20 protein-coding genes are annotated in these 22620 nt (G+C 39.4%); 2 read left to right on the top strand and 18 right to left on the bottom strand.

The features are described from left to right. The first annotated feature begins 112 nt into the window (after positions 1-112). The gene (locus ACFSKL_RS00100; RefSeq protein WP_376882135.1) at positions 113-1444 is read left to right on the top strand and encodes a saccharopine dehydrogenase family protein; all 1332 of its coding nucleotides are present in this window, start codon (positions 113-115) and stop codon (positions 1442-1444) included. Here the strand turns inward: ACFSKL_RS00100 and ACFSKL_RS00095 are convergent. From ACFSKL_RS00095 to ACFSKL_RS00040, 12 genes are all read right to left on the bottom strand, one after another. Next, the gene (locus ACFSKL_RS00095; protein WP_376882133.1) at positions 1441-2097 is read right to left on the bottom strand and encodes a tRNA1(Val) (adenine(37)-N6)-methyltransferase; all 657 of its coding nucleotides are present in this window, start codon (positions 2095-2097) and stop codon (positions 1441-1443) included. The genes ACFSKL_RS00100 and ACFSKL_RS00095 overlap by 4 nt on opposite strands. A gap of 72 nt (positions 2098-2169) precedes the next feature. Next, positions 2170-2643, bottom strand: a complete 474-nt coding sequence (gene rnhA, locus ACFSKL_RS00090) for a ribonuclease HI (protein ID WP_376882131.1) — start codon at positions 2641-2643, stop codon at positions 2170-2172. A gap of 87 nt (positions 2644-2730) precedes the next feature. Continuing rightward, complete coding sequence (locus ACFSKL_RS00085; protein WP_376882128.1) at positions 2731-5166, bottom strand: TonB-dependent receptor; 2436 nt, start codon at positions 5164-5166, stop codon at positions 2731-2733. 525 nt (positions 5167-5691) lie between these two features. Beyond that, positions 5692-6561, bottom strand: coding sequence for a nucleoside phosphorylase (locus tag ACFSKL_RS00080; RefSeq protein WP_376882125.1), 870 nt, complete (start codon positions 6559-6561; stop codon positions 5692-5694). Next, on the bottom strand, positions 6554-7534 hold the full coding sequence (gene trhO, locus ACFSKL_RS00075) for an oxygen-dependent tRNA uridine(34) hydroxylase TrhO (protein WP_376882122.1): 981 nt from the start codon (positions 7532-7534) through the stop codon (positions 6554-6556). Before trhO ends, ACFSKL_RS00080 begins: the two co-directional genes overlap by 8 nt. Positions 7535-7712: 178 nt before the next feature. Next, positions 7713-8351, bottom strand: coding sequence for an acetyltransferase (locus tag ACFSKL_RS00070; RefSeq protein ID WP_376882119.1), 639 nt, complete (start codon positions 8349-8351; stop codon positions 7713-7715). A 55-nt stretch (positions 8352-8406) separates the two neighbouring features. Continuing rightward, a complete protein-coding gene (locus ACFSKL_RS00065; protein WP_376882117.1) occupies positions 8407-9702 on the bottom strand; it encodes a DUF2851 family protein in 1296 nt (431 codons plus the stop codon). Positions 9703-10147: 445 nt separating this feature from the next. Then, entirely contained in the window at positions 10148-11179 is a 1032-nt protein-coding gene (locus ACFSKL_RS00060; protein ID WP_376882114.1) for a serine hydrolase domain-containing protein, read from the bottom strand. A gap of 38 nt (positions 11180-11217) precedes the next feature. Further along, positions 11218-12036: an orotidine-5'-phosphate decarboxylase gene (gene pyrF / locus ACFSKL_RS00055; protein WP_376882112.1), complete on the bottom strand. Its 819-nt coding sequence runs from the start codon at positions 12034-12036 to the stop codon at positions 11218-11220. Between the two features lie 70 nt (positions 12037-12106). Next, the gene (gene lolA1 / locus ACFSKL_RS00050) at positions 12107-12766 is read right to left on the bottom strand and encodes an outer membrane lipoprotein periplasmic chaperone LolA1 (RefSeq protein ID WP_376882109.1); all 660 of its coding nucleotides are present in this window, start codon (positions 12764-12766) and stop codon (positions 12107-12109) included. A 41-nt stretch (positions 12767-12807) separates the two neighbouring features. After that, the gene (locus ACFSKL_RS00045; protein WP_376882107.1) at positions 12808-15336 is read right to left on the bottom strand and encodes an FtsK/SpoIIIE family DNA translocase; all 2529 of its coding nucleotides are present in this window, start codon (positions 15334-15336) and stop codon (positions 12808-12810) included. Positions 15337-15396: 60 nt separating this feature from the next. Beyond that, complete coding sequence (locus tag ACFSKL_RS00040) at positions 15397-16440, bottom strand: quinone-dependent dihydroorotate dehydrogenase (RefSeq protein WP_376882105.1); 1044 nt, start codon at positions 16438-16440, stop codon at positions 15397-15399. A 522-nt stretch (positions 16441-16962) separates the two neighbouring features. Here ACFSKL_RS00040 and ACFSKL_RS00035 point away from each other — a divergent pair. Next, entirely contained in the window at positions 16963-17643 is a 681-nt protein-coding gene (locus ACFSKL_RS00035) for a hypothetical protein (protein WP_376882102.1), read from the top strand. Positions 17644-18024: 381 nt separating this feature from the next. Here ACFSKL_RS00035 and xerD read toward each other — a convergent pair whose 3' ends face one another. The 6 genes from xerD to ACFSKL_RS00005 all read right to left on the bottom strand — a co-directional run bounded on the left by xerD (position 18025) and on the right by ACFSKL_RS00005 (position 22386). Continuing rightward, positions 18025-18927, bottom strand: a complete 903-nt coding sequence (xerD, locus tag ACFSKL_RS00030) for a site-specific tyrosine recombinase XerD (RefSeq protein WP_376882100.1) — start codon at positions 18925-18927, stop codon at positions 18025-18027. Between the two features lie 100 nt (positions 18928-19027). After that, positions 19028-19435 carry a hypothetical protein gene (locus tag ACFSKL_RS00025; protein WP_376882098.1) on the bottom strand — a complete coding sequence of 136 codons (408 nt, stop codon included), beginning with the start codon at positions 19433-19435 and terminating at the stop codon, positions 19028-19030. A gap of 142 nt (positions 19436-19577) precedes the next feature. Further along, positions 19578-20306, bottom strand: a complete 729-nt coding sequence (locus tag ACFSKL_RS00020) for a hypothetical protein (RefSeq protein ID WP_376882096.1) — start codon at positions 20304-20306, stop codon at positions 19578-19580. 506 nt (positions 20307-20812) lie between these two features. Further along, positions 20813-21220 carry a putative toxin-antitoxin system toxin component, PIN family gene (locus ACFSKL_RS00015; RefSeq protein ID WP_376882093.1) on the bottom strand — a complete coding sequence of 136 codons (408 nt, stop codon included), beginning with the start codon at positions 21218-21220 and terminating at the stop codon, positions 20813-20815. Continuing rightward, a complete protein-coding gene (locus tag ACFSKL_RS00010) occupies positions 21210-21425 on the bottom strand; it encodes a hypothetical protein (protein ID WP_376882090.1) in 216 nt (71 codons plus the stop codon). The genes ACFSKL_RS00015 and ACFSKL_RS00010 overlap by 11 nt, the downstream gene beginning before the upstream one ends. 145 nt (positions 21426-21570) lie before the next feature. Further along, the gene (locus ACFSKL_RS00005; protein ID WP_376882087.1) at positions 21571-22386 is read right to left on the bottom strand and encodes a hypothetical protein; all 816 of its coding nucleotides are present in this window, start codon (positions 22384-22386) and stop codon (positions 21571-21573) included. Positions 22387-22620 lie beyond the last annotated feature (234 nt).

Genomic DNA, 22620 nt, shown 5'->3' with positions numbered 1-22620 from the left:
ATAAACAAAAAATAAATGGCAAATGTTATTTTTCGGGCAAAATATTCCATGTAATTTTTTTCAATCGCCCATTTTTTTGATCTTCGAAGAAGACTCTTTAAATATCTCGTACATGCAAACCATCTTGATCATTGGTACAGGCAAATCATCTGTTTATCTGATCGAACATTTGATACAGACGACTGCGACAAAAAACAGAAAGATAATCCTTGCGGATATTTCTGAAGAAATTGCCGCACAAAAAAGCCAAGGAAACCCTTATGTTGAATCCAAGGCTATCAAATTGGGAGATCGAAACAACCGACACTTGATCATAAAAACTGCAGATGTGGTGATTTCCATGTTGCCGGCATTTCTACATCCAGTGATCGCTAAAGATTGTCTTGAACTTGGCAAGCACTTTTTCACTGCATCCTATGAATCTGAGGAGATGCGAGAACTTTCGGACGAAATCAAAGAGAAAGGTCTTCTTTTCCTGAACGAATGTGGACTAGACCCCGGTATCGATCATATGTCAGCCATGAGAATAATCGATGAAGAAAAGGCGGCCGGTCACAAAATCCTTGGATTTAAATCCTATACAGGAGGGGTATTGACTCCCGAATGTGAAGACAATCCATGGAAATATAAATTTACCTGGAATCCTAGGAATGTGGTTTTGGCAGGCCAAGGAGTATCTAGGTTCATCCGAAATGGTCGATACAAGTACATCCCATACCACATGCTCTTCAGAAGGTTGGAGACGATATCATTTGATGAAGTCGGGGATTTTGATGGCTATCCAAACCGGGATTCCCTCATTTATAGACAAATATATGGTTTGGAAGAAATCCCTACCCTTTTGCGAGGTACACTCAGAAGGGCTGGATTTTGCCAAAGCTGGGATGTATTTGTTCAACTGGGCCTGACTGATGACAGTTTCAAAATGGACTTGCCAGAAGGGTTTACTGCCCGGATGTTTGTAAATTCATTTCTACCCTATCATGAAGAGAAATCTGTGGAATCAAAAATCAAAGAGCTTCTCCCCTGGGTTACAGATGAAATCATTGGAAAAATCACTTGGTTAGGTTTACTGGATGATATAGAACTTCCTATCAGAAAAGGGAGTCCGGCTTCCATATTACAGGTTATACTCGAAGATAGGTGGGCACTAAAACCAGAAGATAAAGACATGATTGTCATGCAACATTTGTTCGAAATCCAGACAGATAAAGGAATCAAAAAAATCACCTCCAGCCTTGTATGCAAAGGGAAAAATCAGATTTATACAGCCATGGCAAAAACTGTCGGCTTGCCGCTTGCTATCGCCGTAGATTTATTTCTTGATGGTAAGATCAAGGCAAGGGGACTCCATATCCCCATCACTCCCGAATTTTATCTTCCAATTTTAAAATCTCTGGAAGAAGAGAATATCATATTTCAGGACAAAATCACATCGGGTTAGAAAATAATCAAAAAATCCTTCAACAGTTTTTGGTAAGGCTTTGCAAAAGAACCATCTTCATTTTTGATGTACAACTCTTTGGTTTCGGCTACTTTCTGTCCAAACGAAAAGCCCTGAATGGATCGGATGACCTTCGACGACGCTTTATCCCTGAGGTTGATCTGCTTGAATGGATAAAGATCAAAGCCCTGTCCCAACTCTTGGAAATCCACCATCTGCCTAGGTGGTAAAATCAACCAAAACTCCCCATTCTTTTCAAGAAGCTGAGCCACACCTCCCGCCAAGTCTTGAAAAGACAGACTGTCATTGTGTAGGGCCTTGTTCCTTTGGAGGTCTTTCGCTTTGATATGATCTGGAAAATATGGAGGATTGCTGACTATGAGATCAAATCTCGAATTATGCACACTTGCAAAATCCTGAAAAAGCCCGTGATGAAATGAAATTCGATCTGAGAAAATCGACTCATACACATTTTCACAAGCCTGCAAATATGCATCGGAATCGAGTTCTACACCTTCTATTTTCGCATCAGTAAATCTTTGGGCAAGCATCATGGATATGACCCCGGTACCGACTCCAATATCCAAAATGGACCTGGGACTTATCTTTCCGGCCAAAGCCCCCAAAACAACCGCATCTGTGCTGATTTTCATCCCACAGCGGTCTTGATGAACCATAAATTGCTTAAATCTAAAAAATGAGTTCGCCATTCTTTTTCACTTTGGTCAAAACAACCCGGAGCCCCCATTTTTATCAGCCTCATAGCCAACATCAGCCTTGAGGTTTTTCCCTTCTGCCGCAGCGACTGCCAACTGGTCGCAACGTTCGTTGAGTGGGTTTCCAGCATGCCCCTTTACCCAATTGAATTTTGGCTTAAACTTCATGTGCAATGGAATATATCTTTTCCATAAATCCACGTTCTTTTTGTCTTTGAAGCCTTTCTTTTGCCAGCTCCAAATCCAGCCTTTTTCTACAGCATCGACTACATATTTGCTGTCAGAAAATATGGAAACAGGAATCCCTTGTACCTTCAGTTCCTCCAAGCCCTTGATCACAGCCAAAAGCTCCATCCTATTGTTTGTGGTAAGTCTAAAACCTTCCGACAGTTCTTTTCTATGTTGGTTGTAAAGCAATACAGTCCCAAATCCTCCCGGCCCAGGATTCCCCTTTGCCGCTCCATCTGTGTAAATTGTAATCATCCTGCAAATAAACGGAGATCATTAGAATAAACCTTCCAAAAACAGAAAAATCCAAAAGGAAAGCCCTTTTGGATTTTTCGTAATAGATTAAAAATCCCCATCATCAAAATCATCCCTTTCCCTTTCTTCCCTTCCGTTTCTTTTGTCTTTGAATCCCCCAAACCTGTAAGTAAAAGACAGTGTACCAATCCTCGTTTCTCTATTGAACATCCTATCTTGGGTGAATCGCTGATCTTCTGTCCTGATTTTGAAAATCCTTGTATTGAATATATCACTTACATTTAAACTAACCGTTGCTTTTTTGTCGAGAATATCTTTTCTCAATCCTGCATTTACACCCCACATGGGTTCAATCTGCCCCTGTGGCAAAACAATTGGCCCCCTATAATCCCCCTGAATCTGCAATGTCGCAAATTTCGGAATTGCCATATTTGCCAGAAGATTGACAGTCCAAGAAAAATTGGAATTGTTGAAACCTGCTTCAATGTTATCCCCTTGGATTTCGGAATAGAAGAAATTCCCCGAAAGTGTCGCATCAAACCACTGCGTAAATTGGATTTGGTTGATCAACTCCAATCCAGTACTAGCCCTACTGTTGGCGTTCTCACGTGTCTGGATAGCCACATTATCATCATTCAGGCGAATCACCCTAGTCTGGATATCTGTAGAATACCTGTGGTACACTGTGGCATTCAGAAGATACTTCTCCCAGCCTTTCATATATCCCAGCTCGTAACTATTCGTAAATTCTGGCTGCAATTGGGGATTGCCTATACTCAGGTTATACAAATCTCCCACCCCGTAAATTGGCGCCAATGACCAGATTCCAGGTCTTGAGATCCTACGACTGAAATTGGCGGTGAATTCTTCTTCGGGCTTTACTTCGTAACTTAGGTATGCACTCGGGAAAATATTGAAGTAATTATTCACATATTGGGATTGGTCGCTTTCCAAAGTAGAAATCGTCTCTGTGTATTCCGCCCTCAAACCTCCTTGATATCCCAGTTTCCCGACTTTGTTTCTATAACTCAGGTAAGTTGCATACACATCTTCCTTAAAATTGAAGCCATCACTAAAGAAATCATTCAAGACTGGGCTAAAGCCATTGTCTTCATTTCCCTCGGAAAAATTCTGGGCGCGATTCCACTCTCCAAAAGTCCCCTTCAGTCCCGTTTCCAAGCTCCCTCCACCAATGAATGGTTTCTCATAGTCCATTTGTAAAACATAAAGATTGCTCGTCTGAGGCCTTTCGTTGATCTGGAGAATTCTATTGGATGGAACTTCCTGATTGGAATCGTTGAAAAAGGTTTGGTTATAAATCTCTTCTTGGGTTCTCTCATCCCTTGAAAAGGATGCCGATGTAAAAAAACGCTGTCCCAACGTATCCAAATTTAACGAATAATTGATCCCCGTCTCAAAATTTGTACTAAAACTAGTTTCTCTATTATCCCTTAAAAACAAGCTGTCCAACCCCAGATTTGAGTTGAGATTGCGTTGGTTCAGGAGTTCATTCCCAGTCCTATCCCTGAAATTTCCCTGGGCATAGATCCCCAAAGTCTTATTTTCCGCCAAACTCCAATCAATCCCTCCCCTGATCAAATGGTTGGTATTTCTATTCAACTGATAAGAATCTTGATCCAAAATAGGCGAAACCCCAGATATATTTGATTGGCGAAAAGACTCACTTTCCCTAAACATTCTTCTGTCCTGAAAATTGTAGGACACATAGTAATTTGCCTTTTCCGTCCCATAATTCAAATTGAGGCCTGCACCGTATTTGTCCCGTGTACCTACAGAAGCATTCACTTGGCCATTCAGTCCAGTCTTTTCATTTTTCTTCAGTATGATATTGATAATCCCCCCAACACCTGTGGCATCATATCTTGAAGATGGATTTGTGATCAATTCCACGCTTTTGATACTATTGGCGGGAAATTGTGCCAAAACACTCTCCGCATCATCGCCAGAAAGATTGGAAGGACGGCCATTGATATAAATAAGAATATTGCCGCTGCCACGCATGGAAATCCCCCCTTCATCATCCATTTGGATCGATGGCAAAGTCCCCAACAGCTCGGAGGCGGTAGCGCCTTCTGCCACAATGCTGTTTTCTACATTGTATCTCCTCTTATCGATATCACTTTCGAACATTGATGTCACCCCTTCAACTACTACTTCATCCAGATTTTGGGCATCTTTTCGCAGTCTTACATTCCCAACATTTACGACTTCCTTATCCCCAAGCCTGACATTTCTATACCTGCTTTCGAAGCCTATAAAACCCACTCTCAAAATATAATCCCCAGAACTGCCAGTGAAAGAAAATGAACCGTCAAGCTCACTCATCCCTCCTGTTACCAATGAAGAATCACCTGAAGACAACAATGCAATATTGGCAAACTCTAGTCCCTCGGAAGTTTCGGCATCAATTACCTTTCCTTTTACCACAACACCTTGCGCTTTCAAATCCTGGATTGTGGTAAATGAAAATAACAGTAATAAACAAGACAGAATTTTTAACATAATTGCATTCTTTTTTAATAAGTTGAAATTCGACATATTACATCAACACCACACCAAACTGACTAAGCAATCCAGCAATATGACAGCCGAAATAATTATTTAAGCTAAAAATCAGCTTCTAAGTGATCCCAAAATCAAAAGCTACAGATTCTGGCTTTGACTGAATTTTTTCACGAATAAAACATATAATATAAAACGCTAATCGGGGGTCATTGTTCTTGATATCCCGCTAGATACATATATGGTCATATAGCTTGTTGTGCTGGACTATCATTGGACAAAAGGAAACTTCCCACTTACAATCCCCCTAGCCTAGAACTGACAATCAACCGCTTGGAAAACAACCCGCAAAAAAAAAGCCCTATTCTTATGCAAACGGAAAAACCAACAGGTTTTACCTAAATGACATTGATATTCGAATCCCCTTAGAGTTCTGCCAAAATTGACATTTGACAACTGAATGTCACCACTTTACTTTCGTTCTATGTTGACGTCCATGTGATGGAACCAAAACAAGATAGCTGGTTAGTGGCCAGCTATCCTATCCAATGTATGTTTGATCAAATCATCCACGATATCATAGGTGTTGGAAGCAAATTCTTGGGTAATCCTATTGGCCACTATTGCATTGAGACTTAACACGTCATGCCCGAGAAGCCTTCCCATTGCATAGTAACCGGAAGTTTCCATTTCAAAATTTGTAATCTTGAAACCATCCAGGTCGATGGAAGAAAGTCTCTCTATGATATCCGGTATTGCTGGCTTGACCCTTACCTCTCTTCCCTGTGGCCCAAAAAAGCCAGGACAGGTTGCTGTGTTCCCTATAACCAAGCCCTTACCAACTATACCCAACAGTTTTTTGGATCCCTCAATGCAGTATGGCCGGAATGGCAAATCAAGTGTTTGTTGGACAAGTTGGGCTACATTTCTTTCCAGCTCAGTGTACTCAGTACTATAAAAAGCCATCAAAGTATCCAATCCTATCCCATAAGCTGAAGCCAATAAAGACCCTGCCGGGATGTCAGTTTGCATACTTCCTGAAGTCCCCACCCTGATGATATCAAGGGTGGTGTGCTTCCCTTTAGGCAAGCGGGTATCGAGATCTACATTTACCAGTGCGTCCAATTCCGTCATGAATATCTCGATATTGTCCGTCCCCATCCCGGTACTGATCGCAGTCACCCTCTTCCCCTTATATTTCCCTGTATGGGTTACAAACTCCCTCTTAGAAGTCTTAAACTCTATTTCATCAAAGTATTGGGACACTTTTTCGACACGGTCAGGATCCCCCACCGCAATAACAGTTGAAGCCAGATGTTCTGGCTTCAAGTTTAGGTGATATATGCTTCCATCCGCATTGATGATCAATTCTGACTCAGGGATTCTCTTAGTCATGCGTCTCTTGCTTTAGTTTATATTTATCCAAACGGACAAAGCCTTTATAGGGATTGTATCCATTTGTATTTTTCTGGTAATATCCGGTCCCGTCATAGGGTCTTTTTTCTGGATGATCTTTGCATTCAGGTGAGCAAGCCCCTTCCAATTCCCAACCGCATTTTTCGCAGATTGGCAAATGTTCATTGCACTTTGGATTGGCACAGTTCACCATCCTATCACATGCTACACCACATACATGGCATTGGGAGACAATCGTCGGGTTCACTTTGTTTACGTCTACTGCTATTCGGTTGTCAAAGACATAGCATTTACCTTCAAAATCTTCCCCTCCTGCTTCCAAACCATACTTGATGATCCCTCCATGAAGTTGATATACATCCTCAAAACCCTGATCCAACAAAAATGCAGATGCCTTCTCGCACTTGATACCGCCTGTACAATAGGTCAGGACTTTCTTTCCTTTGAGATGCTCTAGTTCTTTGACCTTCTCAGGAAAATCCCTAAAATTATCAATATCCAATGTGATCGCATTTTTGAAACGTCCCAACTCATGTTCATAATTAGACCTTACATCCAATATCACGACATCCTCCTGGTCTTTCAGGGCTTTGAATTCTGCAGGAGCCAAATGTTTCCCTGTCTTCACTTTTGGGTCAATATGTCTTAAGCTACTGTGGACAATCTCAGGCTTTACCCTCACATGGATCTTGGTGAAGGCATGCTTATCATGATCTTCTACCTTAAATTCGGTTTTGGCAAACCTTGCATCGCTGTGAATGTATTTCATGTACTTTTCACAGTCTTCTTTGAACCCTGAGACAGTCCCGTTCAATCCCTCTGAGGAAATGATAATCCTGCCCCTGATGTTGTTTTCAATACAGAACAAATGATGTTCTTCCCTGTATGCTTCCGTATCCTCGATATCAGCATAACAGTAATAGAGTAAAATACTGTAGTCTTTGTTTTCCATAACTGAAGCCTTGTTTCCGACAAGGTGTTTTGGTTGATTATAAATATAAGTTGATTTTCCGCAATCAGCGCAATGGTATTCTAATGAATTTTGGATAGCGGAAAATCATCGACGGTTAACAGTCAAACCGTTTTGGTTGTGATATTCTAAATTATACTTTTATGATACTTTCTAACACTTACTTTTTGATCGGAGCTGCTGGATTTCCAAACACTGTTTCATTCGCTTTCACATCGGAGATCACCACTGATCCGGCACCAATCCTTGCATTTTTTCCAATAGTGATTCCTGATACCACGATTACTCCTGATCCAACAAATGCCCCTTCCTCAATAGTCACATTTGAGTTGATTATAGACCCTGCTCCCAATTGGACAAAATCCGCTAATTTCGAACTGTGATCTACAATAGCTCCGGAATGGAATATACAATGGCTCCCGATAGATGCCGCAGTACCAATATTGACTTTGGCATTGACAAAATTCCCATGGCCGATAGTCGCATCCGAAGAGATATAGGCTGTATTGTGGATGGCATTGACTGGTTGGACTTTTCTGTTGTCATTGAGCATTTTGACCAAAAACTGACGGTATTTATTGTCATCTACAGCAACAAATGCCTCACATTTTTTTCCTATCAGCTTCAAAAAGCCTTCATCTTCAGGGTTTCCCAAGATTGGAACCACATTGATTTCCTGACCATGTAATTTCTCATCCTCATCCAAAAAACCATATACGACTACGCTATTGCTATTGAAAATCTCCAATGCTGGGTGCGCAATCCCTTTTGCCCCTAATATAATTACAGGTTTTTCCATGATACTTTTCTTTTTGGATGGCAAAAGTACGGCTTATTGCTGTTTTTAACAAAATTCATTTCCTAATAGGTTTCAAGAGGTTTTGCCCAACTTTACAATCCAAACACTTTTTCAGGTTGCAATAGTTGTGAAACTGACCAATCATTCCCTGGGAATCAAAAGCATTGTTTGCCTTCCAGTTGCAGTCCCTGAATTTTCTGATGATGAAATTTTCTTCTGCACTGATTTCCTGCAAAAGATCAAAACACTTCTCCTGCCAACTGCTATCCTGAATATACTTCCCATAGGCAAACCACAATGGGACAACGAAATTAATCATTAAAAGACTTACAGTCTGTGTACTCAAAGACCTTGAGAGTCTTTTTCCAGACATCTTGTCGATTTGGTAATGATGCTGCCAATAGTCTGGCACCTGAATATCAAAGACCTTTTTGAAACTGGAAAAGCTCTCGGAATCATTTAAAACCGTGGACAACAAATTGGGGTTTTTGGCAATTATTTCTGCCAGTTGCACGAGTCTGAGTGTTGGGAAATTCCCGGGTCTGACACCCATGAATTTCCATTCGGTATAGAGCATCGGTTTGTCTAAAGTGTATTTCCTTTGGAAAAAATCATGCTCTCTTTTCAAGACCAGCCCATAATCATCTTGGATCGTATCGGGAAGCAAACCCGCCTGTCCCAACAACAATGCCTGGATAACTATACTATTTCCACTGTGCTTTTTCAATATCTTAAACGGCACTATTTCAGAGAGCCGCAGCATGGCTCCACTATTCGTTTTGAATCCAAAAGCAAACATCAGCCAGCGAAAGCATGTCTCTTCCCAATCAGTATTGGTGTCTTTGAGCAAATCAAAAACCACCTTAGACTTACTTTCCAATCGCTCTACCAAGGATTTTTCCAAGGTGGAAAAACGAATGATATCAGGAATGCTTTCCAAACCTGATGAACAAATCAAAGCCCCCTTGCCATGTACCAATCGCTCATAATTGCGGACTACATCCAGCAAAATCTTCCCTTTCAAGACCAAAGTCGGAATACTTGTGCCATCATTTCTGAGTATTGGTTTGTCATCTTCCCATACGACATGGAGTATTACGCTATTGTATCTTGGGTCGACATCATGATCGTGGTTTTTCCAATCCGAAGATTTGCGGTGTACCTCCACATGCCCAAAACACTTCACATTGCCCAACTGGATCTGCGCTTCCAAAAAATCAGGTCCTTCATGAAAATTATGAAAGCCTATTTTCAATACAGAAAGCGTACTACCATCTGTTGTCATCAACCCGTTTTTTTCAAAATACTGGTATTTCCATACCGTCTGCAGAAAGTTTTCCTGAAAATCCATTCTTAAAAATTTTATATAAAACAATAACTCCCACCAACTTAGGTGGTTAAAAATAAGCTTATTTATCCAAAAATAAAAAAATGAATATGATTCAGCTTGGAGATATTGGGCATTTGGAGCGATACCTACCATTTGACCCCATTACTTTTTAAAGATGCTGATTTTCATGATTACTCAATTTGACCCTTTGGAACCAAGGCTATCGTCGTAAAAGATTATTCGTTTTTTTTCACAGTCCTTTTCAACCTCCCTTATCATTTTGGTGCTTGACGAAGAAGCAGATTTCGAAACACTAAACTTTCCTCCAGAGCTCTTGGTACGAAGTACAAAGTTTCAACTAAACTACTATCGGCTAAAGACCGATAGGTTTGGTTTCGCCCAAAGGCGAGGGATCTTCCCCCAGAGTGAGGCATTAAGTACTGAATCAACTTTTGCCAAACGCCTGTCAATTATAGTTTTTTACTCCGTTTCTTACAATTTTCAAAATTTCTGTATGATAGTAGAATGTCTTTTTCAAATCGTCTGTATCGTATGCGATATTTTCTAATACAACTACAGTTGTTTTTGTTCTTGGAAAATAAAAATTCATTGAAACAAAACCTGGAGCAAATCCTGTTTGTCCATACTGTACAATATTTTCCTTTGTGTCAACTGTTATTCCGTATCCGTACTCAGTAACACCAAATATTGGGTGGTTACGAATTGCTCCTTTTTGTTTAGTTTTTAATAGCTTCATTGTCTTTTTTTTCAAAAGTTTTCCATTGTAAAACAAACTGTTCCATTTGTTTAAATCGCTTACAGTTGAAATAAAAGAGCCTGCGGCTACATAGTTTTGGAATGTTTCTGTTTCCAATTCTATTTTTCCGTTTTCATTTTCCGTATAGCCTTTCACTAAATCCTTATAATTTTTGTCATCAGGATGAAAAGTGTTTTCCATGCCACATTCTTTAAATAAGCCCTCAGAAAGTTCTGCAAAAGATTTTCCTGAAGTTCTTTCAACTATTTTCGCTAACAAGTCGTAACCAATTTGTGAATAGGAATATTGGCTTCCAACTTTAAAAGCTGTTGGTTTGTCCAATTGGGAAATACCGTGCATATGTGTTAACAGATGATGCACTGTTACAGTATCAGTCCAACTTTGTGTCAGTTCAGGGAGGTATTTGTGAATTGGTTTAAACAAATCTATATTTCCCTTGTCAAATTCCCCAAGTACTAAAACAGCTGTAAATTGTTTACTGATTGAGCCGATCACAAATTGATCATTTAGTTTTAAGACCTTCTCTTTGTCAATGTCCGAATAGCCATCTAATTTCAAATATTTAATTTTCCCTTTTTGAGAAATAAGAATTATTCCATTAAAGGGCTTTGCATTTTTTATTGAAATTAAACTGTCAATTTGTTTCTCAATATTTTTTTGTTGTCCAAAAGTTGAAATTATTGTTGTTAGAAAAACGATTAAAAATAATATGTATTTCATTATTGTTCTTTTGGTTTCTGGATTGCTCTTACATCCCCCTATCTGCAATATTGCTCCAGCAAAGAAGCCATCTCCAATTGCAATTTTTCAGCCTCTCTTTTTGCCGCAGATGCAAAATCCATCTTTTGACTTGCGTAAATGATCCCTCTTGAAGAGTTGACCAAGAGGCCACATGTGTCATTCATTCCATATTGGGCTACCTCTTCCAAGCTTCCTCCCTGCGCTCCTACTCCAGGTACAAGAAAGAAATGGTCCGGCACTAGCTTCCTGACTTCAGCAATCAATTCTCCCCTGGTCGCACCAACGACATACATCATGTTGTCCGTATTTCCCCAAAGTTGGCTTTTTTCCAAAACCTCATGAAATAATGGCTTGCCGGATTTTGATTCTATAAGCTGAAAATCAGAGCTTCCAGCATTTGAAGTCAATGCCAAAAGGATTACCCACTTGTCCTGGAACTCCAAGAATGGCTGGACACTATCCACCCCCATATAAGGTGCTACAGTCACGGAATCAAAATCCATACTTTCGAAAAATGCCTTTGCATACAATCCTGAGGTATTTCCTATATCCCCTCTCTTGGCATCGGCTATGGTAAATATGTCTTTTGGAATGTAATCAAGGGTCTTTTGAAGACTCTCCCATCCTTTGGGACCCAATGCTTCATAGAAAGCAATGTTGGGTTTGTAGGCTACAGCATATTCAGCAGTAGCGTCTATGATTTGCTTATTGAATTCAAAAACAGGATCCTCCAGTTTCAATAAGTCGCTGGGGATTTTGGAAAGATCGGTATCTAATCCTACGCATAAAAAAGATGATTTACGCTTGATTTGTTCGAATAATTCTGCCTTGTTCATGCATTTGCCGGGTTTGGGCAAAAATAGGGATTTTTAAACATAAAAAATAAAAAAGCGCCAAGTGTATTCCTTAGCGCAAATCTATAATCTCTACCTTTCCATGCTTCTTGGGATCAAAGACAAAGTACTCATCGGAAAGCTTCACCTTGGTATCCACAGATTTAAATTGGTATTTCAACTTACCGCCCTGGTCATCCAAGATCTCCCAACCCACCAAGTCTTTTTTGTTTTTATCCACCAAAAGCTTCACTTTTTTAAATGGCTGTCCAGCTTTCTCCGCAGTCAGTTCAACTTCTTGGACCAATACGCCATTGATTGTTTTCTCTCCAAGCAATTTATAATTGTATCCCTTTTTATAAATCGTGTACACAGAAGATGGTTTCAATTCATCTTCCATCTCACCGGCTGAGTTTATCGTAACTTCCTTGTAATTCCCCGAATTGATAAAAGTCCAAATGGTCTTTCCATTGTTAAATATCTCTTGGCCCTGATCTGGCAAAACAAGATGGTATTTGTCTCCCTTGATGGCAATCTCTCCGGTTTGGCTTTGGGGGGAAGCTTCTCCTTCCATTCCAAATGAATATTCAAAAGTGGCTTTTAGCCCATCCAACGTGAGGTACTTCTCACTTACTGCATCCAATATCGCTTTTGCATTTGAATCTTTCTGTGCTGAAGAATCCCAAGAAATCCCGGAAATCAACAGTATAATCAATGTGATTTTTTTTAACATGGTTTTATTCTAATCTCTTATTGAAACCTGGTGGTTAGGTTTTATAAGCTACTCAACAACCGTTCCAAACTTGCCTCATCCTGAATGAGAACTTCCCTGGCTTTGCTTCCTTCAAAAGCCCCAACTACTCCTGCAGCCTCAAGTTGATCGATAATTCTTCCTGCCCTGTTATATCCAAGTTTTAATTTTCTCTGAATCAAAGAAGTACTCCCCTGCTGATGCATAACAATAAGTCTGGCTGCATCATCAAAAAGAGGATCCCTATCCGCCAAATCCACATCCAAATTGCTGCCGTCACCGTCTTCTCCGACAAATTCAGGAAGTAAGTAGGCATCCGGATAGCCTTTTTGCTCCCCTATCCAATCACATATAGCATCTACTTCCGGTGTATCCAAAAACGCACACTGCAATCGGGTCATTTCTGAACCCGAAGAAAGCAACATATCCCCCATACCGATGAGCTGGTCTGCACCTCCTGCATCCAATATCGTCCTACTATCTATTTTGGAAGTTACCCTAAATGAAAGTCTTGCTGGGAAATTCGCTTTGATGATACCTGTGATTACATTTACCGAAGGCCGCTGTGTGGCTACTACCAAATGAATCCCAATCGCTCTTGCCAATTGTGCCAGACGGGCAATCGGTGCTTCGATTTCTTTCCCTGCTGTCATCATCAAATCAGCCAATTCATCGATTACCAACACTATGTATGGCATAAACTTATGCCCTTTCTCTGGATTGAGTTTTCTGGCAACGAACTTTGCGTTGTACTCTTTCAGGTTTCTACAGCCTGCATCTTTGAGCAAATCGTAGCGATTGTCCATTTCGATACAAAGTGAATTCAGCGTGTATATAACTTTCTTGGTATCGGTAATGATAGCCTCTTCTGCACCTGGAAGCTTCGCCAAAAAATGTCTCTCTATTTTGTTGAAAAGTGTCAATTCCACTTTTTTCGGATCCACCAGCACAAACTTAAGCTGTGATGGGTGCTTCTTGTAAACCAAGGAAGCCAAGATCATATTCAACCCTACTGACTTACCCTGTCCGGTAGCTCCCGCCATCAGTAAATGCGGCATTTTTGCCAAATCCATCACAAACACCTCATTGGAAATAGTTTTGCCAAGTGCAACAGGAAGATCTTTGTCGCTATGCATAAACTTTTCTGTGCCCAAGACCGCTCTTGCCGGTACCAACTCCCTGTTTTTATTGGGAACTTCTATACCAATTGTGCCTTTCCCGGGAATAGGTGCAATAATCCTGATTCCCAATGCAGCCAAACTCAACGCTATATCATCTTCCAGATTCTTGATCTTCGAAATCTTCACCCCTGGATCAGGCACAATCTCATACAAAGTAACAGTAGGACCAATCGTTGCCTTGATTTCTTGAATCCCTATTTTGAAATTCACCAAGGTCTCTACAATCTTATTTTTGTTTTCTTCAAGCTCCTGTCTGGTTACCGTCACTTTTTTGACATCGTACTCATTCAGAAGATCCAGGGTAGGATATTGATAATTTGGCAAATCCAAAGTAGGGTCATACGGATCCAAATTGGATACTTCTTCTGCTGTCTTCTCTTCGCCTACCGGAGACACTGAAAATTTCTTCTCTAAAGTCTCTTGCAATTCCAAATCAGACTCGTCAGGCAGATCTTCGGCACCCTGAATATTGAATTCAAGTTCCGGTGCCGGCTTCTTCTCTTCCTTCAAGTCTTTGTTGATCGTCCAAGAACTCCCATCATCTTCAATCTCATCATCGACTTCTTTTCCCTCCACTACCAGTTCTTGTGAACCATACATGGCTTTGAATTTATCATTGATATCCTCCTCTTCCAGGTTTACTTCATCTTTTTCGTCCAAATATGTTTCAAGATCAGAATCATCTTCCAGTTCAGCCTTGACAGCATCATTTCCTTCTTCACTGGAAGTCGAAGTTGAGAACCAATTCAATTGGTCAATATTGAAAAAGAAAACCACGAAAATCAACAAAGCGCCGGCAACCAGGGCAATGGTTCCCCAGCCTAAAAAGTCATTCCCAAGCTTGCCCAATTCATATCCAAAACCTCCACTGAGATTGTTCAATGCTGAATAGCCCTCGGTAAGCTGAACAATATACCCCGTCAGCAAACCAATCCAAAAGGTGAAAAACAAAGCAAAAATACTGTATCTGGTCAGGGAAATAATACTGTATTTGAAAGTCAATCTTACACCCAGCAAGATCAGAAAGGGCGGTAGCAAAAATGCTGCGATACCAAACCACCTTTTGATGAATAGCTCTGCCAGATACGCCCCAAAATACCCTTGCCAATTTTTTGTCTGTGCAGCATTCTCACGAACTCCTGCATCCAATTCAGTCAATGCACTCTGATCCGCTTCCCCAGTAAACAGGTAGCTGGTGAATGCAAAAAACATCACAAACCCAAAGACTATCATCACGATACCGATCGTAATGGGAATCTTCTTATCTTTCATGAAATCAAAAGAGAATTTTCTGGAAGGCTTCCCTCCGGCTTTTTCCCTTGATTCATTTTTTTTTCTAAAAGTATTTGTTTTGGGGCTCGATGACGCCATATTTTGAACTTGTCAATCTATTGATGAAAATGATTAAATCGAAATATACAGAATTCTATCTTATTGTTCCCGGAAATGTGACGAAAGACCTTTTTTGATCTCCTTGACCATGCTGGGACCTTCATAGATCATTCCTGAATAAATCTGTACCAAACTAGCTCCCGCATCCAGCTTTTCTATGGCATCTTCTGCCGTGAAAATCCCCCCAACACCGATGATTGGAAAGGACTTATTGGATTTTTGGGACAGATATCTGATAACTTCCGTACTCCTTGCAGCCAAAACTCTGCCACTTACCCCACCGGCACCGATTGCCTCTACCTCATCCCTGTCCGTCGTCAGCTTGCTTCTATCTATGGTCGTGTTCGTTGCGATGACACCATCGATCTTGGTCTGTTGGACGATCTCTACGATATCATCCAATTGTCCGTCAGTCAGGTCAGGTGCTATTTTCAATAATATTGGTTTGGGGAAATCCTTTTTATCATTGGCACCCTTGACAGCCAAAAGCAATTTTGTCAGTGGTTCCTTCTCCTGTAAATCCCTTAAATTTGGTGTGTTTGGAGAGCTCACATTTACCACAAAATAGTCCACATAAGGATGCAAAGCTTCCAGACAGATCAAATAATCATCAACAGCATTCTCATTTGGTGTCAGTTTATTTTTTCCAATATTCCCACCAATGATCACATCAGATTTTCTTTTCTTCAAGCGCTCTACAGCCTCTTTTACACCGCCATTGTTGAACCCCATTCTATTGATCAAGGCCTCATCTTCAGGAAGTCTAAACAATCTCGGTTGTGGATTTCCTTCCTGCGGCTTTGGTGTCAAGGTCCCGATTTCTATAAATCCAAATCCCAACATCGCCATCTCATCAATCAACTTGGCATCCTTATCAAAGCCAGCGGCCAAGCCTATTGGGTTTTTGAATTTCAAACCAAATACCTCCCTTTCCAAATTTGGACTGTTCCATGAAAACTGTGCTTTCACAAACTGCTTGACAATTGGCAGATTGAAAGTCCTTTTGATCAAAGAAAAGGTGAAATGGTGGGCTGATTCAGGACTTTTCTGAAAGAGAATCGGTTTTATGAGGGATCTATACACTGCTTGAAGATTATTGCTGCCGCTAAATTACAGTTTTTAAAAATCTTTTGCGAAGCAATTGACAAATTCCATTTAAATTAATAGATCATCCGCAATGACACTAGAAGGTAAATTACAAACTCGATCTAGCGGATAATCTCGTTACTTAGTTATTAGTCGATAAGTTACCAGTGCATCAATTGATTTAAAATTTATCATTTTGTTTGGCTACTGGTAAGAAAGGGCATGTAAACTAAACTACTATCGGCTGAAGACCGATAGGTTTGGTTTCGCCTAAAGGCGACTAAAGTGCATCCGAGACTTCGAGTTCTTTGTGAAAAACTTGGTGATCTTTGTGGTTATAATTTTTACCACAAGAATCATAAAGTAAAAACACCAAGTTCACAAAGAAAAAAACACTAAAGTCTTCGCCTAAAGGCGAAGCCATCCCCCCCAGAGTGAGGTATTAATAGCTAACGAACTAACCTTCTCTTATTATTTACCGTAAAAAAGTAAAACTTCCCATCTCTAAACACCATCAGCATGAAGAATTTACTCTGCGGAATCATACTTTTATTCACTACATCAATCAATGCATTTTCCCAGGAAGGCTTAGCTGGAATCCAATTCAATGCCGGAATACCTACTGGTGATTTTAACACTGAAGTTGGCAATATTATTTTTCCTTCAATAAGTATCAACGGACTTTATCAGCTACAAAAATTGCCTATCTATGTCGGTGGCGAATTTGGCTATAGCCGATATGGAACAGACATGACGAGAAACAACAACATCATCAATGGAACCGAACAAAGTTTTCGAATCAGAAGAAACAACAATGCAGTTTTCCTTACCGGGGTATTGAGGGTGATGCCTGAGACAGACTTTTTGGTAAGGCCTTTTGTAGAAGGTCAATTTGGTGGGATCCATACCTACACTCGATCCCGGGTAAGGGAAAACAGACTTTCGGAGCCAATTTCTTCAGGGACTGAAGTTTATGATTGGGCTACAATCTATCAGCTTGGAGGAGGACTGATGATTCCAATCGGGAGAGGAAGTGACACCTTTATCGAACTGAAAGTGAATTATGTCCAAGCCGGAAGCATGAATATCCTGACAAAAAATGATGCCAGCTACAATGATCAAGGGAATGTCACTTTAACCCCACGTAACACTGCTTTCCAAATGATCCAACCAAGCATTGGGGTGAAATTTGAGTTTTAGTCTAGTGTGAATCACGTATGGAAGTTTAGGTGTCACGCAGAGACGCAAAGTCAATTTTCTTAGCGTCTTTACGCTTCCTTTGCGAGAAAACAATCATATAAGCAAAGCCGCCAAGAAATGTTTTGCCGCAATGGACGCCAGAGTACGCAAAGAGGGTTTTGGATGCTTAACGATTAACGCTATGGGCTCTTCGAGACAAGCATTAGACTTTAAACTCTCAAACGTTTAACAATTAGCTACTTATCTCTCTAAACTCTACCCCTCTCCACCTTGACGGAAGAAAAATTTACCAGAAAGCTAAACAATTGACTTGACATTAGTGAAAGCTGAAAAAGTCAGATTTGCATAATATACGAATTGGTGATTGAGGCTCAGCATAGTCTATTTTCTTGGATGAAATTCACTCAGCACTTGCCTCAAATAATCACGGTCAAGGTGGGTATAGATTTCTGTGGTGGTGATGCTTTCATGTCCCAGCATTTCTTGCACAGCCCTTAGATCGGCGCCGCCTTCTATCAGATGCGTTGCAAAGCTGTGACGAAAAGTGTGCGGACTTACATTTTTCTTCAAACCTATAGCCTCCACTTGTTTTTTGATAATCAAGAAAATCATCACCCGGGTCAATTTCTTCCCTCTTCGATTCAGAAACACAAATTCTTCATGTCCTTTGGCGATGGAAAGGTGAACACGAAACTGCTCCAAATAAATTTTCAAGTACTTCAAAGCATCCCTGCCTACAGGAACCAGCCGCTCTTTGTTTCCTTTTCCAATCACCCTCAAAAAACCAATATCGGCATACACATTCCCAATTTTGAGATCTGTCAATTCGGAAACTCGTAAACCACTGCAATACAAAATCTCCAACATAGCTCTATTTCTATGTCCTTCTGGAAGTCCCAGCTCTATGCCATCCAAAATCTGACTGATTTCATGATAGCTCAATGTATCTGGCAATTTTCTCCCAAGCTTTGGCGCTTCGAGCAATTGAGCTGGATCTTCGTGAATCAAATCTTCATACATCAAAAATTTATAAAATGCCTTGATTCCGGAGATGATTCTTGCTTGGGTGTATTCGGAAATTTCAAGCTCAGCCAATCCATTGACAAAATAGCGAAGATGCTCTAGCTGCACTTTTAGCGGGTCGACCGTTGGGAAATTGCTTTCCATATAGCGGATCAACTTGCCCATATCCTGCTGATAGGCCAAAATGGAGTTTTTGCTCAATGACCTTTCGAGTTTGAGATAATGCTGAAATTGTTTGAGATAGGAAGTCCAAGTGGACATATTTGAGTTTGGTTATTTATTGGACAGGTAAAGAAGCACAAATCTGTCAACTTACACAAATGCTTCACTTTAGCACTGCCCTCCCTTTTACAAGTTGATTTCAGCGACGATATTTATTAATTATATCATTAAGTCTTTTTGAATCATTTACATCAATATCTCTCAAGTCAAAATCATAAGTAATTCCATCATACTTATAAATTGTCAGCATATGGCCTTCCAATTTCGAACTTTTAATGTCTTTAAATGAAAGTGATTTTCCCCAAAATTGTTTTATTCGGATTACAACTCCCTTTTTATTCCATTGGACATAATTCTTGAACCAAAACATTCTTGAAAAATAAATGGTCATCAACAAATATCCTAGTGTACTAATTCTTCTATTAATTTTAGTGTTTTCAAATTCGATTACTTCAAAAAAACCGAAAAGTACACACAACAAGGAAACTATAATTGTTGAAATAAAAAACCAATTAAACTGTAGGTTGTCGAATTTAATTCTTTTCATAGTTATGTTTTTACGGTTTGTGCACATGAATTATGGCGGTTTTCGAATCTCTTTCTTGCGGCTTGCACCACACTTAAATGAATTTACCACTATTTCCACCCTAAGTGATATCTCTCTACAGTACCAAGTTTTTTTCTTTCCTTCAATGTCCATGTCCGTCATCTTCAGCCATTAATTTTTCATAGGATTCGGTCAATAGTAGACTTAATCGTTCGTTATGACTGTCAATTTCAGATTTAAGGTTTTTGTACAGTTTTTCGTTGTATTCGTTCTTTGGGTGTGGCCCGTCAAAGATGAAGCGGAAGACACTTTTAATCTCTTTGTCAGAGAATGTTGAAAGTACTTTACAAGCATTTTTGGTGTCTTGTATAAGTCTGTTTGCAAAATCAAAAGCTTCTCGAATATTGTCGGCTTCCCAAATTCCCTCAATGTTTATTCTAACGTATTTGTCATAGTAAGTTGAGTCGGGAATGGATTCCAACTTGCTGAAATACTGAATCACATTTTCTCCTTTTGGAAAATCATATAAAGGTGCTGCTCCATTTTCATCGTCATAACCAAAAACAGCTTGCATTCCTTTGAATGAGTCCGGAAAGGAACAAAAAAACTTTTGTTCCCACATAATTCGATTCGCTGAATTCGAATCTTTAGCTTTTTCCATAAATACCAATATCGAGTCTGCTTGTTGTTCTGCTGAATTGAAGTCAAGGCCGGTGCAGTTCACTTTCTCAGTTTTATGGCCTGTCTTGGCAGTCTCGATTTCAGTAGTTGTCTCTGTTTGCTTGTCAGCCTGTTTTGTATTGTCAGTTTTATTAGATTGACCACAAGAAGTCAAAACGATTAATGTCGATATGATTACTAGTCTCTTCATTTTTTCAAATTTAAACACAACGTCAAACTCTCGCTTTGCTGAACAGGTTATGAAAAAGCCTCTGCTAGGTTTTAGTTCAACTATATTACACCTGTCCCGCCGAATTGCGGGAATCTCTCTAAAATTAATATTTTTTTCGTTTTTGACTGCCCGCCTTAGGAGGGTTTCCAAACCTCCAACTTATTTCTATGAACCATATTTAGGGAATAGACCGCTTACATCCCGAAGTTATCTGTACTTTACTACTGCCCAGATGACCAGCTTGATAACAAAACATCCACTTAATTGGCAAGGGATCCGATGCCCAATGCAAAAAAGATCCTATGTGGTAACAGCCAAAACCGAAAAGTTCTGTCTTAACAGATTCCACCACATCTTGCTTTACATAACTTATTGCGGCAATTGTTCTAAAAGGAATACTGATTTTCTTACTTTTTCGGAACTATGAGCTGTATCCAATGTGAAGTTATTGTGTGCTGGCTAAAGTGAGTCAAGCTATGATTTTTTTACTGTTCAGAGGTGAATTCTTGCCATGTAACAATCTTAGTATCTTTTATCTTCCCCAAAACCAATAAATCAGAGTCTCCTGTTACTAAGAAATCTGCTTTACCATCAATAGAAAGGCTTAATAGGAAGTTATCTTTAGAATCCCTACATTCAGTTAGTCTTGATTCCACCGTGATCAATTCACTATAATTTTCAATTAGATTTAGAAGCGCTTTAATTTCCGATTTTTTAAAAAACTTTTTGAATTTGGGTCTTTCTGAAACCTCTAAAAACTCCTCTATTAATTCATTAGAAAAAATCAATGTTACTGCTCCAGATTCAAGAAGAATATCTAATTCTTTTTGTCTTTTGGAAATCAAAAAACTTATCCAAAGGTTAGTATCTAAAATAACCCTTTTATTTTTCATAGCGAGCTTTGCGAACTGCCTCAACTTCTTTAGTGATTTCCTCCAAACTAGGAGCTTGAGTTGACTTATCTCTAAATTTTTTTAATAACTCAGAAAAGTCATTCTCAGAACTTTCCTTCCTAATTCTTATCAAATCCAAATTTGCCAAGTCTTTTAAAAGGGCTTTAGCCTTTGGGTTCAAAATATCGATCCTAATAGTTTCCATTTTTTTAATCTTTCTTAAAGATACGATTTTTTTAAATCAGCGATCATTTTATCATTCACCTCGTCAGTTTGCTATCATTTTTTAAAGTTAACAACATTCAAAAAAAAGTTGTCAATTAGATTTACCTTCAAAAGACATTTCTATTTTAATCAATTGAATTGTAAAATTTAATGCGTTCCTGGATTATTCTTTGTGTTTCGGATTTATCCAGATCTGCAATACATGTGAATGAATGTCCTCGGATAAGTTCGAATGTTTCATATTCTGGTAATTGGAGCTCTCTAGAATGAAAAATCCCCATTAGCATATCGAAATCATCAAAGAATAATGTAATTCTATCTCTTGGTGACGGGTCTACTACATAACTTTCATAGATGAATAATTGCCTATAATTTAATTCTTGATTCAATTTATACTCAATAAATTCAAAGGATTCCATGTAATTATCCAATGACGATTTAGTGAAATCACTTCTTTTGAGAGCATTTTCTAAAGCAGTTTCAGGGATCGAATTTTCCTTAATGTTGCCAATGTGAGTATAGCCTTCAATCAGGCCTACGTTTTCATGAATTCTCCAAACTTCAAGCGTATCTTTTACTCTTCCAATGTAAGATCCATCAGGTGCTTTCAGTTGATCTTCTGGAAATAATTTAATCATTGAGCTTTCATCTGGGGCAATTTGAACAAAAAATCCAATTTTTAACCAATCACCTTGACTTGGGCTAGTTTCTATCAAAACATTATCTTCAAGAGAAAGGATTAACTTTCCATTTTCTTTATCACTCAAATTAGCTGGCCCATCAATCCTCTCTCCTTTAAGTATCTCTTGGATATCTTCTTCCTCCTCAATTATCCCAAGGTCTTCTACTGTTTGATCTAAAATCTGTTCATCCCTATCTTCTGACTTTGAAGAACATGCTACAATTATCAAAAATGAGAGTACCAAAAATATGTGCTTCATATTACTTAAGTGAGCTAACGGTCAAGTATAAGAGCAGTAGCGGATTTCAAGGCGATTACCTGTCCGCCACCGCCAATGTTTATTAAATGTACAGACCTTGATTTTACCACTTCACCCGCTATTGCTCTTATACAATTCTGACTAACGTAAACAAAATCCCTCAATTTGAGCTGATTTCGAGGCCTAAATCCTCATTAGTCAGACCGAATTTATCGATTTGTTTTTTTATTCTCT

The sequence above is a fragment of the Belliella marina genome, from assembly GCF_042682445.1.
Lineage (GTDB): Bacteria > Bacteroidota > Bacteroidia > Cytophagales > Cyclobacteriaceae > Belliella > Belliella marina.
This window is presented reverse-complemented; position numbering and strand designations above follow the sequence as displayed.